Source organism: Pseudomonas sp. NY15356, from assembly GCF_048068175.1.
Taxonomy (GTDB): domain Bacteria; phylum Pseudomonadota; class Gammaproteobacteria; order Pseudomonadales; family Pseudomonadaceae; genus Aquipseudomonas; species Aquipseudomonas putida_K.
Window position 1 is genome coordinate 1 of sequence record NZ_JBLUPW010000076.1, and the last position, 823, is coordinate 823.

Consider the following 823-nt stretch of genomic DNA (forward strand, 5'->3'; position numbering starts at 1 on the left):
GATGAACGTTGTTTTCACCGGGGTGACTTCCGCGAGCTTCGCTACCCACTCGGCCGGACCGGTCTCGCTACCGGGTTGCTTGTACAGCTGGATCTGCCAATGGCGTTCCGCAGCACCGACCTTCAGCGTCATCTTATGCGAAGTTTGATTTTTATCAGGCCACTCTGACATCTGCCCAATGTTCAGGACGCTGGAGAACTTGGCCTGCTGCACACCCTCGGCCAGATCGAAGTCGATGTTAGCAGGCTCGCTGACAGAGTTTTGTCCCTTGGCGCGATAGACGATACGGCGAATATCCAACCTGCTGACCTTGCCCGGCGGATTCAGATAGCGGTTAGGTGTTACCAGTTCTTGACCTACCCCGCTATATTTGAGCAACTTCGCAACATTTATCTCAGGCCCCACACCCGTCTTGTAGCTGTACTTTATATTTATCCCCGGTAGTGGATAATTAGCCGTGCCTATCTTGAATCTGCAAAGAAGATGGTTATTTTCACGCTTGATCTCTCCGTCACCGCTGCTACCGAAAGGCGCATCAAATATGTCTATCACCATTTCAGGATTGATGCTAAATGCACGTAGCGTTTGATAGCTGGCACACAGATAGCCCCAATCATCTCCATTCTCACGACGGACCAAAAAGGCGCCTTCCGCAGCCAGCGCCAACGCTCTGACTGGGATGGTTTCCTTGGCAAGCCCCCCGAAGCCGTTAACCAGCTCGGTGATCCATCGGTTGGGCACCTCCGGACGCACAGCCTCCACCGACAGCGTCGTATCCAGCCGCAGGCTATAGCTGCCCTCTTCGGCAGCGAACGTTTCGATG

The 823-nt window shown here is 53.9% G+C and carries 1 protein-coding gene; it reads right to left on the reverse strand.

Features of this window, described 5'->3' with window-relative positions:
• On the reverse strand, window positions 1-823 hold an 823-nt coding region (locus ACNFCI_RS23980), incomplete at both ends, for a hypothetical protein (protein ID WP_416768429.1).